This is a genomic window from Sphingorhabdus sp. Alg231-15 (assembly GCF_900149705.1).
GTDB lineage: Bacteria > Pseudomonadota > Alphaproteobacteria > Sphingomonadales > Sphingomonadaceae > Parasphingorhabdus.
Genome location: NZ_LT703001.1, coordinates 1620639 through 1637770 on the forward strand (window position 1 = coordinate 1620639; position 17132 = coordinate 1637770).

At 54.1% G+C, this 17132-nt stretch carries 16 protein-coding genes; 9 read left to right on the plus strand and 7 right to left on the minus strand.

The window, feature by feature from the left end; all coding sequences use genetic code 11:
- The first annotated feature begins 20 nt into the window (after window positions 1–20).
- From DG177_RS07975 to smc, 4 genes are all read left to right on the plus strand, one after another.
- A complete protein-coding gene (locus tag DG177_RS07975) occupies window positions 21–692 on the plus strand; it encodes a DciA family protein (protein ID WP_108810996.1) in 672 nt (223 codons plus the stop codon).
- On the plus strand, window positions 689–1396 hold the full coding sequence (locus DG177_RS07980) for a thioredoxin domain-containing protein (RefSeq protein ID WP_108810997.1): 708 nt from the start codon (window positions 689–691) through the stop codon (window positions 1394–1396). The genes DG177_RS07975 and DG177_RS07980 overlap by 4 nt, the downstream gene beginning before the upstream one ends.
- A gap of 35 nt (window positions 1397–1431) precedes the next feature.
- The gene (locus DG177_RS07985; RefSeq protein WP_108810998.1) at window positions 1432–2175 is read left to right on the plus strand and encodes a thioredoxin domain-containing protein; all 744 of its coding nucleotides are present in this window, start codon (window positions 1432–1434) and stop codon (window positions 2173–2175) included.
- A gap of 68 nt (window positions 2176–2243) precedes the next feature.
- Window positions 2244–5681, plus strand: coding sequence for a chromosome segregation protein SMC (gene smc / locus DG177_RS07990; RefSeq protein ID WP_108810999.1), 3438 nt, complete (start codon window positions 2244–2246; stop codon window positions 5679–5681).
- A 37-nt stretch (window positions 5682–5718) separates the two neighbouring features.
- Here the strand turns inward: smc and DG177_RS07995 are convergent, their stop codons facing one another.
- Entirely contained in the window at window positions 5719–7014 is a 1296-nt protein-coding gene (locus tag DG177_RS07995) for a serine hydrolase (protein ID WP_108811000.1), read from the minus strand.
- A 254-nt stretch (window positions 7015–7268) separates the two neighbouring features.
- Complete coding sequence (soxR, locus tag DG177_RS08000; RefSeq protein ID WP_108812862.1) at window positions 7269–7712, minus strand: redox-sensitive transcriptional activator SoxR; 444 nt, start codon at window positions 7710–7712, stop codon at window positions 7269–7271.
- Between the two features lie 116 nt (window positions 7713–7828).
- Between soxR and DG177_RS08005 the strand changes: the two genes are divergently transcribed.
- From DG177_RS08005 to DG177_RS08015, 3 genes are all read left to right on the plus strand, one after another.
- Window positions 7829–8230 (plus strand): VOC family protein, encoded by a 402-nt coding sequence (locus DG177_RS08005; RefSeq protein WP_108812863.1) that lies wholly within the window; start codon window positions 7829–7831, stop codon window positions 8228–8230.
- Window positions 8227–8607, plus strand: a complete 381-nt coding sequence (locus DG177_RS08010) for a VOC family protein (protein ID WP_108811001.1) — start codon at window positions 8227–8229, stop codon at window positions 8605–8607. The genes DG177_RS08005 and DG177_RS08010 overlap by 4 nt, the downstream gene beginning before the upstream one ends.
- Window positions 8608–8686: 79 nt before the next feature.
- Window positions 8687–9301: a pyridoxamine 5'-phosphate oxidase family protein gene (locus DG177_RS08015; RefSeq protein ID WP_108811002.1), complete on the plus strand. Its 615-nt coding sequence runs from the start codon at window positions 8687–8689 to the stop codon at window positions 9299–9301.
- Window positions 9302–9358: 57 nt separating this feature from the next.
- Here DG177_RS08015 and DG177_RS08020 read toward each other — a convergent pair whose 3' ends face one another.
- The 4 genes from DG177_RS08020 to ubiA form a co-directional block, all read right to left on the minus strand.
- Window positions 9359–10489 (minus strand): NADH oxidase, encoded by a 1131-nt coding sequence (locus tag DG177_RS08020; protein ID WP_108811003.1) that lies wholly within the window; start codon window positions 10487–10489, stop codon window positions 9359–9361.
- 31 nt (window positions 10490–10520) lie between these two features.
- Window positions 10521–11456, minus strand: a complete 936-nt coding sequence (locus DG177_RS08025) for a nitronate monooxygenase (protein ID WP_108811004.1) — start codon at window positions 11454–11456, stop codon at window positions 10521–10523.
- A 32-nt stretch (window positions 11457–11488) separates the two neighbouring features.
- Window positions 11489–12508, minus strand: coding sequence for an aldo/keto reductase (locus DG177_RS08030; protein WP_108811005.1), 1020 nt, complete (start codon window positions 12506–12508; stop codon window positions 11489–11491).
- Between the two features lie 104 nt (window positions 12509–12612).
- A complete protein-coding gene (ubiA, locus tag DG177_RS08035; protein ID WP_108811006.1) occupies window positions 12613–13530 on the minus strand; it encodes a 4-hydroxybenzoate octaprenyltransferase in 918 nt (305 codons plus the stop codon).
- A gap of 109 nt (window positions 13531–13639) precedes the next feature.
- Here ubiA and DG177_RS08040 point away from each other — a divergent pair, with 109 nt between their 5' ends.
- Both DG177_RS08040 and DG177_RS08045 read left to right on the plus strand, forming a co-directional pair.
- Entirely contained in the window at window positions 13640–14398 is a 759-nt protein-coding gene (locus DG177_RS08040) for a 16S rRNA (uracil(1498)-N(3))-methyltransferase (RefSeq protein WP_108811007.1), read from the plus strand.
- 194 nt (window positions 14399–14592) lie between these two features.
- Window positions 14593–16671, plus strand: coding sequence for a DUF11 domain-containing protein (locus DG177_RS08045; protein WP_337658639.1), 2079 nt, complete (start codon window positions 14593–14595; stop codon window positions 16669–16671).
- Here the strand turns inward: DG177_RS08045 and DG177_RS08050 are convergent.
- Complete coding sequence (locus DG177_RS08050; protein ID WP_108812864.1) at window positions 16668–17123, minus strand: YaiI/YqxD family protein; 456 nt, start codon at window positions 17121–17123, stop codon at window positions 16668–16670. The two genes, DG177_RS08045 and DG177_RS08050, sit on opposite strands and share 4 nt — an antisense overlap.
- Between the last annotated feature and the right edge of the window lie 9 nt (window positions 17124–17132).

Genomic DNA, 17132 nt, shown 5'->3' on the forward strand with positions numbered 1-17132 from the left:
CTATGCCATGATGAGGCGTTATGGCGAAGGAAAATAGTCCAGACGGTGAGAAGCCAAAGCGCAAGAGCGCAGGACGATCCTCTGCGGGCCGTAAATTTCACAAATATCAACGGCCACGCGGTGGTGAGGCGCGCAGTATCTCCGACCTGATGCCCGAAATCGGCCGGGCTGCCTTTCGTCGCTACGGTTTCATACAAAGTTCAGTAGTAAGCCGCTGGCCGGAAATAGTCGGGGATCGCTATGCTGGTGTCTCTCTCCCCGAATCAATCCGCTTTCCGCGCGGTGAAAAAGAGGGTGGAACCCTCCATTTGCTTGTTTCCGGGGCCCATTCCACTTTGATGCAACATATTACACCCGAGATTATCGAGCGTGTGAACCGCTTTTTCGGCTATGGAGCAATCAGTCAGGTACGATTCAGGCAAGGGCCAGTAAACTCCTCTAAAGACCTTGAAAAACCTAGAGAAAAACGGGTCGCGCCGCCGCCGTCGCTGAAACCCGCACCGATAGAATTGGGTGACAGCCTGCGCGATATTGGTGACCCGGAATTGAACAGGGTGTTGGAATCACTGGCAACAGCTATTGCCAAGTCGGAAGGCGCTCCGCAAATAGAGGAACCAAAGCCAATTACCATCTTGGGTAAAATTGGCGGAGGCGAGAGGCGAAAGCCCGAAAAGAAAAAGGACGACACATGAAGTTTGGAAGCGCGTATCTTGCTTCGGCGGCATTGGGAGCAGCAATTATTTTTACTGCGCCGGTCCCTGCTCAATCGCAGACAGCGCAAACCGATTGGACTGAGCGCGTCACGATGTCCGACAAGGGTGGCCATGTGATGGGTAATCCCTTGGCCAAGCACAGACTAGCTGAATATATGAGCTATACCTGCAGTCATTGCGCGAATTTTGAAGCGGAATCGCACGGTCCGCTCAAATCGGGCTTCGTCCAGAAAGGCCATGTCAGTTTCGAGGTTCGCAATCTGGTTCTCAACCCGATTGACCTGACCGCAGCAATGCTAGCCCGATGCGGAGGGCGTACTGCATTTTTCGGTAATCATCGGGCGATACTGACCTCTCAGGCGAGCTGGATGCAAACCTTCCAGTCTGCTTCTCCTGAGGTCATGCAATCGTTGAACGAAGGCACGGTTCCTGAACGCTTGCAAAAAATCGCAAAAGCGGCCGACTTTTATGGGTTGATGAAGAAACGTGGCTATTCTGCAAAACAGATTAATGCCTGTCTGGCTGATCAGGCGACGCAGGACAAGATTTTGGCGATGACCAAATATGCGACCGGAACATTGAAACTCACCGGCACGCCGAGCTTTACGCTCAACAACGAGCCGATCGACAATGTCCACAACTGGGCACGCCTGCGCCCCACCTTGGTGGCTTTGCCAGAATGAATATGATTACTATTTGGAATAACAGGAAAACATCTATGTCTAAATCACTTTATCTCGCTCCCATTGCTCTGGCTTTGGCGCTCACCGGCTGCGGTGGCGCAGCTGAAACGGAAGGCGGAGCGACGTCAGGCGAGGCTATTGAAACCGTGGCAGCACCCGAAGGTCAGAAATGGTCGACCACTGTCGTCCAGACCGAAGCTGGCGGTTATGTGATGGGCAATCCCGATGCGCCGATTAAGCTGGTCGAATATATGTCGATTACTTGCGGGGTTTGCGCCACTTTCGGTGAAGAAGCATTTACCAGCATCCGCGACGATTATGTTGAGTCCGGCCGGGTCAGTTTTGAGATCCGGAATTTTGTCCGCGATCCACTGGACCTGACGGCCGCCATATTGTCTCGCTGTAGCGGCGAGGGACCCTATTTCGCGCTGACCAAACAGGCGTTGAGTAATCAGGGCCCAATGTTCGAAAAAGCGCAAGGCATGGGAGAAGCCACTTATAACGGCATTTTGCAATCAGAGCCGAATGAGCGGTTCGTAAAACTGGCCGAAGAGCTTGACCTGATAAGCTATTTTCAACAGCTCGGCATTTCTTCAGATCAAGCCAGAGCCTGCCTTAGCGAAGAAGCGACGGCTGAAAAGCTCATGGCCGACACGCAGGCAGCTGTGCAAGATTTCGATGTTCAAGGGACACCAACTTTCCTGATCAACGGTCAGAAAATCGAAGGCACGAGCTGGAATATGGTGGAAACGAAACTGAAAGAAGCAGGCGCGCGGTAAGCGCCTGCTGTCGCTTGGGGGAAGCGAGCAATGCGAGTGAGAGATAACGGCCAAGCGGGGCAACCTGCGTGCAAATAAAGAAGCTCAAACTTTCGGGCTTCAAGAGCTTTGTCGACCCCACCGAGCTGCGGATCGAAAAAGGGCTGACCGGCGTGGTCGGCCCCAACGGTTGCGGCAAGTCGAACCTGCTTGAAGCGATCCGTTGGGTTATGGGCGAAAACTCTCCCAAATCCATGCGCGGAGGCGGGATGGAAGATGTAATTTTCGCCGGAACGCAGGATCGTCCGGAACGGCAATTTGCCGAGGTCGCCTTGCATGCCGAGCGGGAAACCGATGACGTTTCTTCACTCCATGTCGGCGACAATGACAGCGAACTCGAAATTGTCCGGCGCATCGAACGCGGCGCCGGCAGTGCATATCGCGCTAATGGCACCGATGTCCGTGCCAAGGACGTTGCGCTGATCTTTGCCGATGCCGCAACCGGAGCACATAGTCCCGCTTTGGTCAGTCAGGGGAAGATCAGCAATGTGATCTCTTCCAAACCAACCGACCGACGTGAAATGCTGGAAGAAGCAGCCGGTATTGCCGGGCTGCATGTACGTCGGAAAGATGCCGAGCAAAAACTACGGGCAGCCGAGAAAAATCTCGCCCGGCTCGACGATATTCTTGGCGATATGGAACAGCGGGCCTCGGCCTTGCGGCGCCAAGCGAAACAGGCAGAACGCTATAAAAAGCTCAGCGGCCAGATTACGACTGTTGAAGCGCGCCTGATCTTTGCGCGCTGGAAGGAAGCAGCGGCAGCAGCTGATGCTGCAAAGGCCGAAGCCGAGGCAGCGGAAGCCAAGGTCAACGCCGCACAAAATGCTCAGCAGTCCGCCGTGAAGGCACAAAATGAAAGTGCCAGGACGCTGGGCATATTACGCGCGGATCTCACCAGAGCACGCGAGGAAGCCAGCGAATCTAGCCATCGTCTCCTCTCACTGACCAATGAGCGCGACAATCTGAAATCACGATTGCTGGACCTCCAGGCACAGGCGCAGCGGATCAAGGATGACAATGCACGCGAGGATCAACTGACCCGCGACGCAATGGAGGCCCTGTCTCGTCTGGAAGAGGATGACAAAAGGCTCACAATTGAGCTCGCCCAGTTGGAAGCGGAGCGCCCCGAGCTTGAGAAACGGGCAGAAAAGGCAGAACGCGCTGCGAGCGATAGTGAAGTGGAATTGGCGAAAGCCGTCGCCGAGGAGGCACGGATTCAGGCTGAGATCAAGGTGGCCGATGCGGCCTTGGATGCTGCGCAGGCCCGGCAGGATCGTCTCGCCATAGAGCTCGAGCGGCTGGCAGAAGAGCGCGCTGAAATGGGCGATGAGGGAGAATTGAAAACCACCCTTGCCGATGCTATTGCTGCGCGGGAAGCCGCCCAGAAACAGGCGGATCACAGCGGATCGCAGATTGCTGAACGGGAAGAAGAGCGGCTGGCGGCCAGCGAAGCGCGCGATCTGGCGGAGTCCGCCCTTGCCTCGTTGAAAGCCGAACTGGCGGGTCTAAAATCCGAGCATAGCGCTTTGGAACGAGAACTTTCCAAGGGCGAAAGCGATCATAAAGCAATCGATCAGATCACCGCAAAGCCCGGCTTCGAGCGCGCTTTGGCAGCGGCTTTAGGTGACGATTTACTGGCCTCGGTTGGTGAAGATGGCGACCGTTTCTGGGGCGGCGGCAGTGCTCCCGTTTCCGGGAAAGCTCCAAGCGGCACCGAAACATTGCTCGACCATGTCGAAGCGCCGCAGGAACTCCACAGTCGGCTGTCACAAATTTTTGTCGGGGATGATGATCAAGGTCAATCCCTGGCGGTTGGTCAAAGACTGGTCACCAAAGCAGGAGCTTTGCGCCGCTGGGATGGGTTTGTCGCTCGCGATGATGGCAATGCCAGTGCAGAACGGTTGGTGCGGGCCAACCGCTTGACGGAATTGACCGGCGTGCTGGGCCCGGCTGAAGGAAAAGTTGCCGCGGCGGAAACCGCTTTGCATGACGAGCAGGAAGCGATTGCCAAAGCGGAGCAACAGCTTGCAGACGCACGTTTAGCCCGTCGCGAGGCAGAGGATGTGTTGCGCCAGGCATTGCGCGAGGCGGATCAGGCTGAAGAAGCCTTGAGTTGGCTGCAAAAACGCACGGCCAGCCTGTCGGAACGGGAAACGGCTCTCAGAGAGGAAGCCGCAGCGGCACTGGCCGACCTGGAGTTGGCACAGAAGGAACGCACCAGCCAGCCAGACGGCGCAGCACAGGAAAGCGCACGCGCGGCCCTGCAGGATCAGCGCGATGCGGCACGGCAGCAAGTCATGTCCTCGCAAGCTGCATTGTCCGGGCTGGACCAAAAGCTCGCGCAGGTGAAAGAGCAGAAGGCGGTTGCTGCTGCACAGATTAAATCCTGGCAAGATCGCTCCAGCGAAGCCGCCACCCGGATGGCCGAGATGAGCAAGCGCGGTGCGGCGATTGAAGCCGAGGTGGAGAAACTGGCGGACCGTCCGCGTGTCATTGAAGTAGAAGTGGCGAAGCTGCAGGAGCAGCAGGATGCCCTCAATGCTGTGGTCGCTGAAAAGGATGGCGCGCAGCAAACGGCCGAATTGGCACAGCGCGATCACGAAGACCGACTTAATACAACGAGCGAGGCACTGAGTCAGGCACGCGAAGAACGGGCCGGAGCGAAAGCTCGCGCAGAGAATCAGGACCTGCGCCGGGTTGAGATGGGTCGGATTTCAGGCGAGAAATTTGAATGTCCGCCGCAAATGCTGTCCGAAAAGTGTGAGTTTGATGAAGCGACGGTTGGTGATGCCACTCTGGAGTCAGCAGAACTGGAACGGCTGACGCTCAGCCGCGAACGCATCGGCCCGGTCAATCTGGTTGCTGCTGATGAACTGGAAGAGCTCGAGACCGAATGGGAAAAATCCACCAAGGAAAGCGAAGAGCTGAACGAGGCGATCAATCAGCTGCGCGGTTCGATAGGCAGCCTCAACCGCGAAGGGCGGCAACGGCTACTCGCAGCGTTTGAAGAAGTAGATCAGCATTTCCAGCGGCTTTTCACAACCTTGTTTGACGGCGGCAAAGCGCATCTTGAACTGGTCGATAGCGATGATCCACTGGAAGCCGGCCTTGAGATCATGGCACAACCACCAGGTAAGAAGCTGACATCTTTGACTCTGCTTTCTGGCGGCGAACAGGCATTGACCGCGGTTGCGCTGATCTTTGGCTTGTTCCTGACCAATCCGGCTCCGATCTGCGTACTCGACGAGGTTGATGCCCCGCTGGATGATGCGAATATTGAGCGCTTTTGCGACTTGCTCGACAAGATGGTTGCAGAGACTAACACACGCTATTTGATCGTGACCCACAATGCAGTGACGATGAGTCGGATGCACCGATTGTTCGGTGTGACGATGATCGAACGCGGAATTTCGCAACTGGTTTCCGTGGATCTGGATGCTGCGGAAGAATTGCTGGCCGCGGAGTGAATGCGGAGCAGTGTCTGCTAAGGGTGCAAAGGGGACACTAGGAAACAGGCTGGTTGTCGGAAAACGAGGGTGGTAAAGGTTCGGGAAGTGGCAAATCGGACAAGTCGAGCCAGTCCTTTGCAGATTGGTCATTTGCGGACTTGCCATAATAGCTATCAAGTGCGGCAAACGGTATCTTAAAGGGTGCCCCCCACCCGCTGTTCCACATCGCAGCCACGCCTGTGCGGGCCGCAGGATCAAATATAATCGTCGCGCGATATCCATCCACCGCTCCACTATGTCCGATCAATCGCCGACCCTCATAGGTAAAATTGCGCCAACCCAGTCCGTAGGATGGCTCATTCAGGGCACGGGCGAGATCGCCGCCATAAACCCTTCCGGTTTCGACCAGCGGACTATGAGCCCGTTCCAGGGTCATGCCCGAAAGAACGTCCTCATTTGCGCCCAACTGCGCACGAAGCCAGCGCGCCATATCCACAATATTGCTATTAACACCGGCTGCAGCGGGGAGACGCCAATATGATTCCACAAGGGTTCGTACTTCATCACCGTGATGCGGTCGCGCCCAGCTGTCAGCGCCGGTTAGACCGATCATACCGAACTGCGCACTCTCCATACCCAGCGGTTCAAATAATTGCGTCTTGGCAGCGTCGTCATACATGGTACCCGCCGCCTGTCCCAAAATCTCGCTGGCGGTATCAAATGCAATATTCTGATAGCTATGGCAGGTGCCGGGTATGCACTGTAGCGGCGCAGTTCCTAGTTGTTTACGGAGCAGCCCCGGGCTTTCGCCATCCTCGAGTTTGCGGTCATATGCATTTTTCGTGAGTCCAGTCTGGTGCGACATAAGCTGAGCCAGCGTTATCCGTGACATAGCTTCTCCGGGAAGCATGAGCGACGTCTGCCAGCGGTTCAGTGTAGCGTCCAGATCAAGCCCATCTTCTTCCGATAGTTTTGCCGCGAGTGAACCTGCCACGCCTTTTGATACCGAGGCCCAGCGGAAAACCGTCTGCGGCGTTACCTGCTCACCGCTGCGTTTGTCGGTTACGCCATAGGTTTGCACAAAGCGAATCTCACCATCTTCGACAATTGCGACAGCCAACCCTGCCATTTCAGGACGTGCGGCGAGTGCTGCGATGCGTCGATCGAGGCTGAGATAGTCAATCTTGCCCTGCCAGTCGCTGGGCTCAGTTGGCAATCGATCCTGAGACGCTGCTTCGGCGGTTTCTGCAAGCGGAAGTGGGATTTCTTCCTGAACGAAGGCGCGATAGCCATACCAGCCAACAAGTAATATGGCCGCAAGCCCGAACAGCGGTGCCAGATATCTTCCCATTGAATAACCCCAAATTGGTGATCCAGCCTTCAAACAAGAACCTGGCGGTTAGAGCCCGGCATCTAGACTAGCTGACTTTCAGCGTAGAGCAATCCAGGTGAATAATACAAGATTCTATGTGGTGTGGGTGGTTACGATAAGAGTGTAGTCTGAGGCAGTTCCAACTATAGAAAAGACCGTGATAGCTCATAGATAAACCAGCACAATGTCCGCTTTCGGGATGCGGCGGACATTGGAAAGACTAACAATATCCATCAATCCCCAAGAACCAATCGCGGTCCCGGCCCTTTCAATCCCACCCGGTCTTCCGGATTGTAGAGCTGGCATTTCTTCAGGCTCAGACAACCGCAACCAATGCACCCGTCTAGCCGCTCCCGCGTCCGTTCGAGTTCCACGATCCGTGCGTCAATCACCTTGCGCATCGCTTTGCTAATCCGGGTCCAGTCGGCCTGTGTTGGCGTGCGGCCGTGCGGCAGTCGAGACAATTGCCGCTCAATCTCGCTGATACTCAGTCCCAGCTGCTGCGCGATAAGGACGAAAGACAGGCGTCTGATATCCGAACGCAAAAACCGCCGCTGGCCACCGCTGGAGCGAAACGGTTCGACCAGTCCCTTGTCCTCGTAAAAACGGATTGCGGAGACAGACAGGCCGGTCCGCGCCGCCAGCGCACCAATGGTCAATGACTTATTGTCAGGCATGAACGCATCCATCCAAATAATTAGCTTGACCTCAACTTAACTTGAGGTTGTACGAATCGCAAGTAGGGACGGAAATGTTCCAGTAAAAGCCTATATTTATGCGAGGTACAGAGAATATGAAACTGAACCAGGTGACCGTCGGATGTCTCGATTATGACAGTTCCGTCCGATTTTTTCAAACGCTGGGCCTAGTGCAGATTGTCGATGCCCCGCCCCGCTATGCACGTTTTGAGACGGATACCGGTGAGACTTTTTCCATTCATGCTGTGGATCAAGTCTCCGAGCCGAGTGGGATGATTTATTTCGAAACCGACACTCTCGATGCGGACGTTTTGGCTCTGGAGGCGAAAGGTATCGTGTTTGATACCCAACCCACGGATCAAAACTGGGGCTGGCGCGAGGCGCGTCTGCGCGATCCAGCTGGCAACGCCTTGTGCCTCTTTTACGGCGGCGACAATCGCCGTTTCCCCCCATGGCGAATTTCAAACAACAACCAAGGAAAAGGAAATGAAAAATGACAAATGCAATTCTGGAACATGTGAACATGACAGTGAGCGACCCGCAGCGGTCCGCCGACCTGATGCGCGACCTGTTTGGGTGGCATATCCGGTGGGAGGGGCCATCAATGTTGGGTGGCCACACGATCCACGTGGGGAGTGATGATCAGTATCTCGCGCTCTATTCCAATAAAGATGTGCAGGCTGCCGATCCCAAATTTCGCAAAGGCGAACCGATGAATCATGTCGCGATGATGGTTGATGATCTGGATTCTGTCGAAGCAAAGGTTGTCGCGGCGGGATTGGAACCTTTCGGCCATGATGACTATGATCCCGGCCGACGATTCTATTTTTTCGACTGGAACGGCATTGAGTTTGAGATAGTTAGCTACGCTTGATCGGGGAGACCTTCCCATCCGGGCCGCCAGCGCGTAACCTTTCACGGTGGCGGCCCGAACCGGGCCGTGGAGACAAATCATGGCTTATAAATTTCTCGATATGCTGACGACGGATAGCGTTCGCGAAGCCCAGTCTGAAAATGGCGCACGCGAACAGTGGGAAGACTTTCCCGGCGACCGCCGCTTTGATTATTTTGACGAACGCGCGGCAGCCTTTATTTCCGCTCGCGACAGCTTTTACATGGCCAGCGTTTCAGAAAATGGCTGGCCCTATGTTCAACATCGCGGTGGTCCGCCTGGCTTTCTGAAGGTGCTGGATGACAAGACGCTGGGCTTTGCCGATTTTCAAGGGAATAGGCAGTACATCAGCCTTGGCAACGTGAAGGCCGATGACCGGGTAGCCTTGTTCATGGTCGACTATCCGCGGCGCAAGCGATTGAAATTGCTCGCGCATATGACAGTGCATAAGCTGGACGAGAACCCGCAGCTGGCTGAGAGAATCATCGATACAGACTATCCGGGTGAGCCCGAGCGGTTGATGACCCTCACGCTGGAATCCTACGACTGGAACTGCCCGCAACATATCGTCCCGCGCTTCACGAAAGATATGGTCGATCTTGCTGCCAAGCCGCTGCAGGATGAGATCGCTCGCTTGACGGCGGAGAATGAGGAACTGCGCGAAAAGCTAAGATAACATCCTCGTCATCCCAAATCTAGTTCAGGATGACGAGTTTAAGTGTCGTGAGTTTTCTTAGAGGCTAGGATTCACCAGCACCTTCTCGCCGGTCGCCTTCTTCTCATAGCCTTTGGCAATTTCCGGATTGATCATATCCAGCAGCGAAATCTCGCTTGAATATTCACTGTTGAATATGCCGTTGCGCTCTTCGACCGAGTACATGCGCATTTCCATCATGCGCTCCATGCCGACCTGCTCGAGATGCGGGGTGAGCAGCCAACCGCCAACGCCCCAATAGAGACCCAGTCCGCCGCCTAAAATGGTTTCACCGGTATCGAGGCGGCCATAGATATAGACTTGCTTGTGCACGGTAGACCCATAGACGCTGAACTCTGCCCCGCGTTTGGCAGCCGCCTGTTCCATCGCTGTGAGGATATAGCTCGCGAGCTTCCCGCCACCAATGGCATCAAAGCCTAAAGTTGCACCGGTTTCAGCCAACGCATCGACCAGGCTCGGCATGAAGTCATCTTTGCTGCTGTCCAGCACATGGGTGACGCCGAGATCAGTGAGGATTTTCTTCTGCGCATCCGACCGGACAATGGCGACCAAGGGGATGTTATCTTTCACACAAAGTTTCGCCAGCATCTGCCCAAGATTGGACGCTGCAGCCGTATGCACCAGACCTTCATGGCCTTCGGCTTTCATCGTGTTGATAAAACCCTGCGCAGTCATCGGATTGACGAACAGCGACGCGCCTTCTTTGGCCGCTGCGCCTTCGGGGAGCGGGACACACATCATCGCTGGCATCACCCGGTGGGTGCGATACATTTCGCCGCCGACAATGGTGACAGTTTTGCCAAGCAATGCCTGTGCTGCGTCTGATGCACCGGCGGCGACAACCTTGCCCGCGCCTTCGTTACCTGCGGGAAGTTTTTTGCCTTTACGGCCTGCGAAAATACGCATCATTGCGGGATCGACATCAGCAACAAGTGCTGGATGCCCGTCCACCGTTTCGGAGCGCACCGTATCCATTTGTGCTGGGCTGAGCAGCAAGCCGAGATCCGATGGATTAATCGGCACTGCTTCCATCTCCACAACCACTTGATGGTCTTCCAAGTCTGGCACGGCATAAGGCTCAATCGATAGAACGAGTTTTCCATCATCGGTTACCGTGGTGAATAGTTGCTTTGCGTTGTCGATGCTCATTTGGGATTTCCTTATCTATATAGGGTTGGGTTTAAAAACTTTTGGATGCGTTCAGGGCGCTCATACGCTCAGTAATGGTGAAAAACTCTTTCACCGTTTCGTCGATAATCTGTTTGGCAGTTTTCACTTCGTCAATCAAACCGGATGATTGTCCAGCAAGGCCGACGGCGGCCTCCATATCGCCGCCAAAATAGACGTCCAATATGCCCTTGAACGTATCGGGCGGCATCAGGCCGTCTTCATAGATTTTCGCTGTGCGCTCGGTCTTCAAAGCGCGAATGCAGGGCGTGGCTTTCTTGTTCAGGACATAGGTGCCAGTTTCCTTCGCATCCAATATCGCCTGTTTATAGTTGTGATGCACCGGGCTTTCCGCACTGGATACGAAACGCGTCCCCATCTGGACCGCCTCAGCTCCCAGCGCGAAGGCCGCTGCCATACCCTTGCCATCCGCAATACCGCCGGCTGCGACCATCGGAATGTCGGATTGACGACGGATCGCCTGAAGCAGGACCAGAGTGGACACTTCTTCGGGATTCTTGAAACCGCCACCTTCTGCCCCTTCAACCACCAGACCGTCAATGCCAGCCTCCACGCATTTCATCGCGGCATCAACCGTTGGCACGGCATGATAGACGGTAATCCCGGCTTCTTTCAGCGGCCCGATAAATTTGGCTGGGCTCCCGGCAGACGTCGTCACAAACTTCACACCCGAACCGCAAATATGGTCCAGAATCGCCGGATCTTTCAGAAACATAATCGGCAGGTTCACGCCAAAAGGCGCATCAGTCAGATCGCTCATCTTGGCGATTTCCGCCAAGCAATTTTCCGTTTCACCGGATGATGTCTCGATAATACCCAAACCACCTGCATTGCAAACGGCAGACGCCAGTTGTGAGCGGGCAATCCAGCCCATCGGGGCCTGCACAATCGGATATTTCGCGCCGGTATGCTGGAGAAAACGGTTCATAGATTTATCTTTCGTTGATTAGCTTGGCCCCATCAGCCCATCGGATAGAGAATGTCTTTCGTCACTTTGTCGACCGCCTTCATAACCTCATCACCGAGCACCAGTTCACTCGCAGCAAAAATGTCAGGCAACTGGTCCGTGTGCGTTGCGCCAACAATCGTGGAAGCGACAAAATCATGTTGCTTGGACCACGCGGTTGCGAGAGTAACCGGGGCAATCCCTGCTTCTTCGGCGATGCCCATAAACCGCTCGGTCGATGCGATACTTTTCTCGTTCACAAAGCGTTGCGCCATTTTAAACTGTCGCTTGCCTTCCATCGCAAGATAAGCCGAGAAACGTGCGCCCTCCGGCTTTGCTCCATCATTATATTTGCCAGACAAAACACCGCCTGCAAGCGGCGAATAAGGGATCAGACTGACACCTTCCTTTTTGCAGACCTGCGCCAGTTCATCTTCGAAACGGCGATTGTTCATGCTGAAATTATTCTGGATCGTGCAGTAGCGGGTGACGCCGAGGCGCTCAGATGCTTCAAGCGATTTCATCAATCCCCAACTGGTTTCATTGGAACATCCAATAGCCCGAATTTTACCCGCGCGGATTTGATCGTCGAGCACTTCCATAGTCTCGTCATAGGCGGTGCCATGATCTGGCCAGTGGGTCTGGTACAGATCAATATAGTCTGTCCCGAGACGCTTGAGGCTGTCATCCAGCGCCTTGACGATATTGTGGCGGTCGAGTGCGGTGTTGCCCTGACGCACGGCAGCTTGAAACCAACCACCGCTGGGACCAGCCACTTTTGTTGCCAATATAATCGAATCGCGGTCTTTATCTTTCAACCAGCGGCCAACAATTTCTTCTGTACGCCCGGCATATTCGAGCTTTGGCGGCACAGGGTAAATTTCAGCGGTATCGAAAAAATTGATCCCAGCATCCAGCGATTGATCCATGATCTTATGCGACATGGCTTCATCAGCGCCAGTGCCAAATGTCATCGTGCCCATGCATATATCAGAAACATGCAAGGCGCTTTTGCCGAGACGGCGTCGTTTCATTCAGGCTCTCCGGGATGGTTGGTGCTTTTAACTATGCAGTTAAAGATGCCAGAATCTGCATAGGTTGCAAGAGGCAATGTAACGAAATCGGAAAGAGATTTGCTCTAGCCTGCCTGCCCGAGCACCAGACAGGCAAGAAACATAAGGAAACCGGCAAACCGATTGGATCGGAATTTGGCCAGCGCATCGTCGCCGTCGCGGCTATTCAATGTGCTCACTTGCCACAATAAATGGAGTGCCAGCGGTGTCAGTGCAACCAGACCCAAAGCCTGCGGTCGCACGATCCAGAATGCACCGGCCCAACAGGCCAGCGCCAGACAATAGAAAACCAGCACACCAAAACGCACATTATCGCCAAGCCTGAGCGCGCTTGACCGGATACCCACCAACGCATCATCCTCTCGATCCTGCAGGGCGTAAACCGTGTCAAATCCGATCACCCAGAATATTGATCCAGCATAGAGCAACAGCATCGCCCATGAAAAACCGGCTTCTATCGCCAACCATCCAACCAACGCACCCCATGAAAAAACCATACCAAGCCAGGCCTGTGGCCACCAAGTGATCCGCTTCATAAAGGGATAGCCGGCTACCAAGGCGAGGCTGGCGAGCGCGATGAGTTTGGCCGTCAGATTGAGTTGAAGCCATGTTGCCAATCCGATCAGACATAAAATTCCCAGCCATATCCAGGCTGCTTTTGGCGATACAACTCCACTGGCCAAAGGCCGTGAGCGGGTACGCTCAACCTTTTTATCGAGGTCTCGGTCAACAATATCATTATAAACGCAGCCCGCGCCGCGCATCGCAATAGAACCCAAGAGCAACCAGAGCAGCAAATCCCAACGCTGCACCGCACCACCAGCCAATGCGACACCCCAGGCGCAAGGCCAGAAGAGCAGCCACCAGCCAATCGGGCGATCAAGACGGGCAAGCACCGCATAAGGGCGGGCAACGGCCGGCAACAGGCCGATCAAACCGCGATATTCGGTGTCAGGGACATTGGGATGAAGATCGGATGACATATGGGCTCTATACCGTTAGTCCTGAACTTGTCGAAGGGCGTTTTTCATCGGAGAAAATCGGTCGAAAACCGTTGTTCGACAGGCTGATCACTAACGGACCAAATTATATATGCCCGCCAAACCTGCTTACCCGCCGCATAGCGCCCCGCGTCTTTATGTTGATACCGAACTCAGCGAGGGCGCCGAAATCCGACTGGATGGCAACCATGCGCATTATTTGTTGAAGGTCATGCGGATTCAACAGGGTCAGCCAGTGAAATTTTTCGACAATCGAACAGGTGAATATCTGGCGCATGTCACGATGCTCGGCAAACGCGATCTCATCTTACTTATTGATGGAAAAACGCGAGAGCGAGATATTGCACCCGACCTCTGGTTGATTGCTGCCCCGATCAAAAAGGACCGTTATAACTGGATTGCTGAAAAAGCCACCGAACTGGGCATTGCAAAAATGATCCCGGTGCAGACCGAACGAACTCAGAATGTGCAGATCAAACCGGACAAATTACGGGCACATATGATCGAAGCGGCTGAACAATGCGAGCGCACCGCTCTACCTATGCTGGACAGGCTGATTAGATTGGATGCGTTACTCCAAAATTGGCCAGCGGATCGCCATCTGTTTTTTGCCGACGAACGTATCCATGAAAGCGGCGAGGGTAGTTTTCGCAAGGCCCTGGTCGCAAATGGCGGCCCCGCGGCCATATTAATTGGTCCCGAAGGTGGTTTTTCTGATGCCGAAAATGCAGCGATCCGCGCCCTGCCCCAATCTGTGCCGATCTCACTCGGGCCCCGGATTTTGCGTGCCGAAACAGCCGCTATTGCTGCGATAAGCCTGTGGATGGCCGGGCGTGGCGATTGGGGTTGATCAGTATTTTTAAACTGTTCTAAATCATAAATTTAGTAGCCAATTCCAGTGATTGTAAAATCTCGTTAACCGCATTTGTTGGATGAAATTTTTACTAAATATTTAGGCTATTTGTCTAATGCCGCACGATGAATTTGGGGTTTTTACATCTGGGATCTGATCGATCTGGCCTCCGCCTCAAGGCGGCGCAATCAGTGGCGTGCGCCCTTGCGGCACTCTTCTTACTGTTCAGTCCAACCAACGCGATGGCCCAGACCTTTACCGCCGATTGGACCAATTTGGGACTCGGCAGCTTTCAGGGCGTGCCATCAGGAGCATCGGTAACAGCTGGTCCGCGGACAGTTACGATTACGCATCAGCAAATTACCGACGGTGGTCCGTTTACCAACAATTACGGCACCGAGATGGTCAATTATTTCAATGGGACCATTGGATCGCAAACCGGCACACTGCTTTACACAATGGATAATGATACATTCGATCCGGATGATCGTTTCGAGACCATCTATACGTTTGATGCCAATGTGACCAATTTAGCCTTTGTCGTAGATCATGTCGACCGTGCAACCAGCCCACGCCATGATGGCGTAACGATCGAATATGATACCGGCAGTGGTACTTGGTTGAATATCCGCAGCGTACCGGCAACATTCTCTCTGGGAAGCGTCGTCGGAACAACGACCTTATCTGGTGTACAAGGCTTCCATGGGACCGGATCAGCAGGCAATCAATTTGGCACCAACGGCAATATCTCAGTCGATTTTGGTGCGATCTCGGTGCAGCGTGTTCGTATTACCTATCATTTCGGACAAGATGAGCCTGGCGACCCATCGGGACCCGCTCAGTATATCGGCTTATCCGACTTCACTTTTCAAGCGGCCGGGACGCCCATCTCCGACCTGTCGCTTTCTAAATCCGTGAGCAACACAACGCCGGTAAACGGAAGCACAATCAACTATACCCTCAATCTGACTAATAATGGGCCAGTCGCAGAGACCAACGTACTGGTTCAAGATATACTGCCAGCCGGCTTCAGCTTTACCGGTGCTACCGGCTTTGGGTCGTACTCCACCGGCACGAATTTATGGACAGTCCCCAATATTGCTTCGGGACAAACCCTATCGATCTCGATTACCGGAACGGTGACAGCACCAGCCGGCGTAACGATTACCAATTTCGCAGAGGTTTTTTCGCAGACCAATTTCGATACGGATAGTACACCCGGTAATGGCAGCACCAATGAGGATGATGATGATAGCGCCAGCTTCACAGTGCAGGGCACACGAACCGCCGGCACCCCACCGAATTTCAATTCTATTTGTCCGATCGCCAATCAGACCCTGTTCGATTGGAACGCAGCCGGTGTCACCTGGACATCCGGCACATTGAATAATAGCTATGCTGTAACCAATATTGGGACCATAAATTTCGCGCTCAGTAATACGGGCGGTACTTATGATGATGGATCCCCGGAAGATAACAATAATAATACGGGCGGATTGGCGACCACTGAACAATCGCTCTACCAGAACCTGCAATTTGATAACCGTACACAGGTTGCGACAACAGTGATCACCTTGCCAACCGCGGTTCCCAGCGCGCAATTCACCGTTTTTGACATTGACTTTGCCGCCAATGATTTTGCCGACAAATTGACCGTTACCGGCAGTTTTGACGGCGCTGCGGTGATGCCGACATTAACCAATGGTGTGGTCAATTATGTCGTGGGAAATGTTGCTATTGGTGACGGTGGGTCCAATTCAGATTCAGCCAATGGTAATGTCGTCGTCACATTTTCGTCACCCGTTGACACGATCACGATTGAATATGGCAACGCCAGCACGGCACCTGCCAATCCCGACGGTCAGGCGATATCCATTCACGACATTAACCTCTGCAATCCGACAACAACATTGAGCGTTACCAAGATCAGCAGCGTAATCAGCGACCCCGTCAACGGCACCACCGACCCGAAATCCATTCCCGGTGCAACCATTCAATATTGCATATTGATCTCCAATGCCGGTAGCGCCACCGCTTCGTCGATAAGTGCAACCGATACGATCCCGGGAAATTTAACCTATACTGCGGCGTCGATGCAAAGCGGGAGCAACTGTGGTTCAGCGGCAACCGCTGAAGACGATGACAATAGTGGTGCTGACGAGAATGATCCCTTTGGTGCATCAATCAGCGGAGCGGTTCTTACTGCAACTGCAGCCAGCCTGGGGCCCGCAGAGGGCTATGCCCTGACATTTCAGGTTACCGTAGACTAAGCGCCACGCTTTAGACGCATCAGCGCCTCATCCAGAGACGACAGAAATTTTGACCGATCAGCTTTGGTGAATGGCGGCGGACCGCCGATATTCTCTGTGCCCATACCGGCGCGCAAGTCGGCCATGATCGCCCTCGTTGCTACAGCGGCTCCAATGGAATCAGCGGTAAACGGCTTTCCATTGGAAGCAATAACCACTGATCCAGCCTTGACGCAGCGATCAGCCAGCAAAATATCCGACGTGATCACCACCGTTTTTTCCGATGCACGCTCCGCAATATAGTCATCAGCGGCATCAAACGCGTCACTTACCACCACACGGCTGACCAACGGATGCTGCGGTACGCGGAAATGACTGTTGCTTACAATGACCACCGGTACTTCAAGGCGGTAGACGACCTTGTAAATCTCATCCTTTACTGGACATGCATCGGCATCGACAAATATCTGGATAGCGTCAGT